Raw genomic sequence first — 4,868 nt, 5'->3', positions numbered from 1 at the left:
CTAGTCCGATCAGGACCGAGATCACCAGATGAACTGCGAATCCGACACCGACGGAAGTGGAACCGACCAGCGAAGCAATCATCGGGAGCATGCCCATCATCGCCATCAGGATTCCAAAGACGACACCGCCAGCGAGGCCACCCACCACTCCGGCCACGACCCGAATGGACATGGGGATGGACGTAGTGTGTCCGGTAGCTGAAGCCTCGGGCGTCGTCGCCCTATGTTCTGCAGTCATTGGATTGCCTTCCTCGTCGGGTGTACCTCGCCACTGATATCAACGACGCTAGGCCGTGCTCGGATGAGAGTTCTGCAATCCAGGACACACTTCGGCTGCCGGTGCACCCTGAGGGTGAACCCGTGACCGGTGCGGGGACTGATCCTGCTCGGTGCGTCCAGGGTCCGGCGCCAGCAACCCCTCGCTGCCGAGGAACCTCATTCGGGAACGGCCCACCCCTGCCCGTTGCCCAGCCGCAAGCCGACTTCGTCTCCGGGTACTACTCCCGGATCACCGGCGACCTCCACCGTGAACGTTTCGGACTTCCTACTTTTCGGACCGTCGAGGGCTACCTGGATGAGGGTGTGGGCGCCCAGCGATTTCAGTCCGGTCACGGATCCGACGGCCGTCCCCTCGCCTGCCGCCACGATCCGGATCGCTTCCTGCCGCATCACCAGGAAAGCAGGCCCGCTCGTCATGCCGGGTTGCACGCGGACCCGGCCGAGCACGGAGTGGTGGATGCCGCCGGTTACGTTCCCGGGAAGGGCGTTGAGTCCGCCCAGGATACGGTTGACCGCCAGCGTGGCTGGTTGGTAGTGCAGTTGGGCGACGGGACCGTGCTGGAGGATCGTGCCCTCGTCCAGGACAGCGATGGAGTCTGCGAGGGCTGAGGCTTCCCGGCGGTCGTGGGTCACCAGGACGATCGTGGGGGCGAGTTGGGCCCGGATGTCCTCCATCAGCGAGTACATGTCGTCCCGCAGGCGTGAGTCCAGCGAGCTGAAGGGCTCATCGAGTAGGAGGATGCGAGGATTTCGTGCCAGCGCCCGGGCCAGGGCCACGCGCTGTTCCTGGCCGCCGGAGAGGCGTCCTGCGGAGCGGTGTGCGAAGTCCGCCAGATGCACCAGTTCAAGGTAGGCCATGGCGTGGCGGCGAGCATCCTTGCGCGATTGTCCGGTCATCCTGGCGGCGAACGCCACGTTGTCCACCACATTCAAGTGCGGGAAGAGCAGCGGTTTCTGGAACACCAGGGCGATACCCCGGTTCTCCGCTGGAACGCCGTCAAGATTCCCGCCATCCACCACCACCCGCCCAGACGAGGGGTCGTCGAGTCCGGCAGCGATGCGCAGCAACGTGGATTTTCCGCTCCCTGACGCCCCGAGCAGGGCGACGCAGCGGGAAGGTTCGACGATCAGCGACACTTCGTGGAGCACCTTGGTTTCCCCGAAGGAACGCGAGATGTCCTTGAATTCCAAGCTGGAACTCACTGCTTCCTCCAGATGCCGGTGGGCACGGTGAGCGCTGCCAGCAGCAGTAGCGGCGGCACGATGATTGCCAGGGACAGTGCTGCGGTGAGCTGTTCATTACCGGTGGCCGAGGCAGCGGACCCCAGCAGCATGGGCAGCGTGAGGAGCTGGCCTCCGCCGATGAGCAGCGTGGTGATGTAGTCGCCCCAGCCCACCAGGAACGCGAGGAAGAACGCCCGGGCTGTGGCGCCGGCGAGTAAGGGCAACCGGACATGGCGGACTGTCTGGCTGGTGGTTGCGCCGAGGGAGCGTGCGACCTCTTCGAAGCGATGGTCGTAGGTTGCCAGGGCGCTGCGGAACATGAACGCCGTGTAGGGCAGGGCTGTGACCGCGAGCACCAGGACGACGCCGGCGAACGGCGGCGTTGCCAGGCGCAGGAGTGCGACGTTGACGCCCATGACCAGCGCGAACGGTGGAATGGCCAGTGGCGCCAGGAGCACCAACTCCACAGCTCGGCCGGGAAGAGCGGGTAATTCTCGAGCAGCGATTGCTCCGAGGTAGCCCAGCGGTGTTGCGGTCACGGCGACCCCAGCCCCCAGGTAGAGCGAGGACGCGGCGGCGCGGGCAGCATCCGCGGTGGCCAGCGCGGAGAAGCCCTGCAGTGAGTACGACGACGGGAGGACAGCCGGCGCAAACCATGAACCGGCGACGGACCACAGGAGCACCGGTACCAGTGGCAGCAGGATCCATCCGACGATCAGGAGCCCCAAGACCATCCGTAGCGGTGTGCCGCCGGGGAGGGTCCGGCGCATCGATGCCGATGCGGGCTGTAGCGCCGGAATCACCGCAGGCCCTTCAACCGGCGTAGCACCAGGATCCCGGTGAGGATGGCGGCCGCGCTGACGGTCACGGACACCAGGGCCGTGGCCATGGCCTGTGGTCGGGCGGCCAGGTCCACGGACCCGAAGAGCCGGACGGCCCGTACGGGTAACGGTTCCGGGGAGGTGGGACCCAGCAGCCAGACGGCTTCGTAGGAGCCGAGAGTGTAGACGAAGACGATCACTGCCGATACCGCCAGGGACGGCATGGCCAGTGGCAGCACCACCCGGAGGATGCGCTGCCCCGCGGTTGCGCCGAGGGTCGCGGCGGCATCACACAGCTCCCCGACTGAGCGTGCGATGCTGCCGAGCACCACCAGCGCCACGAACGCCGATTCCTTCCACGCGTATTCCGTGATCGCGGCTAGCCACCAGTCCCCGGCGACCAGCACGGGAAATGCGTCGGGCATGCCGAGCAGCCGTTCCAGAAATCCGCTGTCGGAGAGCAGCAGCCCGATGGCACCGGCACCGATCAGGTGGGGGATGGGAATGGTCGCGGCGCTCAAGCCTGCTACGATCCGCCCCATTCGCGGAGCCGCGAGGACGTACGCGGCGATCAGGAAGCCGATGCACACGGACAGCGCAGTGGCGACAGCCGCAATGTACAGAGAGATGCCGCTCGAGCGAACCAGTTCACCGGCGTCACCGGTCAACGCCTCGACACTGAGGTCCGGGGGTCCGATGAAGGGCATCAGTCCCAGGCTCTGCAGCACGGCCGCGGTCAATGAGACGCCGAGCACCACCAGAACCGGCAGCACCGCGGGCAAGGCGAAAAGTACCGCCCGCCCGGTGGTGGCGGGAGAACCTGGGCCTCTGCTCATCGGGTGGACGCGATGTCCTGACGCCATGCCTCATCCAGCGCCGGCACCCATTCCGCGGCAAGTTCACCGTGAGCGTTGCGGGAAAGTTCCTCATAGTCCGGCACGATCGGGGACTCGGGCAGCTGCTCGAATAGGTCCTGTTGCGCCGGGGGCAGGAGACCGGTCTCGAGCACCGTGAACTGCCCCCATGCCTCGGGGTCGGCCTTTGCTGCCTGCTGCTCCGGCGACAGCGCGATATTGGCCACAACCATCGCCCCTGCAGCGTCGGCGGCGTTCGCCGGGATGGCGAGGAAACTCGCGTTGCCTACCGTGCCCTCATCCAGTGTGAGGACCTTGGTGGATTCCGGTAGGGCACCGGAGGCTACGAGGTCGGTGAGCGTGGCCGGCCCGTAGGTCATGGCGATGTCCACCTCATCGTTGGCGAAGAGGGTGTTCAGGGCCTGCTCGTCACGCGGGTAGGTGCGGCCTTCGCGCCAGAGCGAGGGGGCCACCTCGTTCAGAGTTTCAAGCGCTGCGGGGGCGTGTTCGTTGAATGCCTCCTCGCTGTACTCGAGCGGCACCTTGTCGGCGCCGCCTGCGGTACTGAGGAGAACTTCGCGGAGGAAGACACTGCCGGTGAAGTCCGGGGGTGCCGGATACGTGAACCGGCCCGGGTTCGCTGTGGCCCAGTCCAGAATGCCCTGCAACGAGGTCGGCGGGTCGGTAATGGCTTCCGAATCGTAGAAGAAGGTGAATTGCGCTTTGTGCCAGGGCGCTTCACACCCCTCCACCGGGGTTCCGAAGTCGTTGAGGAGCAGCGGGTCCGCCTGGTCGGTATATTCCATGTTCGGTAGCAGGCCGGTCCACCCGCACCGCCATGCCTCGGCCTGGCGCCCGGTGCTGAAGTTGGCGCCATTGACCCAGACCAGGTCCACCGAGCCGTCGTCGCGCCCTGCCTGACGCTCACTGAGCACACGGTTCACCGCGTCCTGGGTATCCGTGATCGGCACGCGGCGAAGGGTGACTCCCTGCTCCATGGCCGCCGGGGCGAGAACCTCGTCCACGTAAGCGTTACCCTGTTCATCTCCCCCGTACATCCACAGATCAACGGTCTGGCCCTCCGCCTCCGCCTGAACCTCGTCGAAGGTCTCGAAGGTTTCTGCCGCTCCGGCGGTAGCTCCCGAGCATGAGGTGAGCAGCAGTGTCAGCGCTGCTGCGGCCGCGGGCAGGGCAGGACGGCGTCGTCGTGCCAGGGCGGAAGGCCGGGTCATGGGCGTCCTTAGACTGTTGGGGATGCTGTTTCCAGTATCCTCGAAGCGAGTCCGGCGACCGAACGGGCCAGGCCGGGCAGCCGATGGCGGGAGAGCATGGACGAAGACCACGTGCGCCGCCGCGCGCCGTTCCTCACCCCGCTCCGACGGGTCCTGCTGTTGGCGGCGATCATCGTGGCAGCGACTGTGGTGGTCCTCACCGTGCCCATCCCGGATGTGGAGGGGCTGCGCACGCTGGTGGGCCGGGCCGGCTGGTGGGGTCCGGTGGGCTTCGTTGCCGGGTACGCCGCCCTGACCCTCGCGCCTGTTCCCAAGAACGTGCTCTCCATCGCCGCCGGGGTGATGTTCGGTTTCGGCCCCGGGCTGGCGATCGTCTACTGCGCGGCGCTGCTGGGTGCGTCCGCGGCGTTCTGGCTGGGACGCGCCCTGGGCCGCGACGCTGTCGAGAAATTCACCGG

At 66.7% G+C, this 4,868-nt stretch carries 5 protein-coding genes and 1 pseudogene; 1 reads left to right on the top strand and 5 read right to left on the bottom strand.

Translation table 11 applies throughout. The features are described from left to right. The 5 genes and pseudogenes from IWX65_RS17185 to IWX65_RS17165 form a co-directional block, all read right to left on the bottom strand. Window positions 1–238 (bottom strand): annotated as a pseudogene (locus IWX65_RS17185) (hypothetical protein); the annotation flags it as partial. A gap of 197 nt (window positions 239–435) precedes the next feature. Then, window positions 436–1,482, bottom strand: coding sequence for an ABC transporter ATP-binding protein (locus IWX65_RS17180; RefSeq protein WP_196884768.1), 1,047 nt, complete (start codon window positions 1,480–1,482; stop codon window positions 436–438). After that, window positions 1,479–2,306: an ABC transporter permease gene (locus IWX65_RS17175; RefSeq protein ID WP_196884767.1), complete on the bottom strand. Its 828-nt coding sequence runs from the start codon at window positions 2,304–2,306 to the stop codon at window positions 1,479–1,481. The genes IWX65_RS17180 and IWX65_RS17175 overlap by 4 nt, the downstream gene beginning before the upstream one ends. Next, window positions 2,303–3,160, bottom strand: coding sequence for an ABC transporter permease subunit (locus IWX65_RS17170; protein WP_196884766.1), 858 nt, complete (start codon window positions 3,158–3,160; stop codon window positions 2,303–2,305). The genes IWX65_RS17175 and IWX65_RS17170 overlap by 4 nt, the downstream gene beginning before the upstream one ends. Then, entirely contained in the window at window positions 3,157–4,410 is a 1,254-nt protein-coding gene (locus IWX65_RS17165) for an ABC transporter substrate-binding protein (protein WP_196884765.1), read from the bottom strand. The genes IWX65_RS17170 and IWX65_RS17165 overlap by 4 nt, the downstream gene beginning before the upstream one ends. Before the next feature lie 96 nt (window positions 4,411–4,506). On the opposite strand from IWX65_RS17165, the gene IWX65_RS17160 reads away from it, so the two are divergent. After that, window positions 4,507–4,868 (top strand): TVP38/TMEM64 family protein (locus tag IWX65_RS17160; protein ID WP_196884764.1); only part of this gene is annotated, 362 nt, incomplete at its 3' end.

Origin of the sequence: Arthrobacter sp. CAN_A214 (assembly GCF_015751955.1) — a bacterium.
In the GTDB taxonomy this organism is placed as follows: Bacteria; Actinomycetota; Actinomycetes; order Actinomycetales; family Micrococcaceae; genus Arthrobacter_D.
Note: the sequence above shows the minus strand (reverse complement) of the source record. Positions and strands in the feature narration are given on the sequence as shown.

Excerpts from the sequence above, each read along its gene's own strand:
- IWX65_RS17165 (WP_196884765.1), bottom strand. The coding sequence starts at position 4,410 with ATGACCCGGCCTTCCGCCCTGGCACGACGACGCCGTCCTGCCCTGCCC.
- IWX65_RS17170 (WP_196884766.1), bottom strand. The coding sequence starts at position 3,160 with ATGAGCAGAGGCCCAGGTTCTCCCGCCACCACCGGGCGGGCGGTACTT.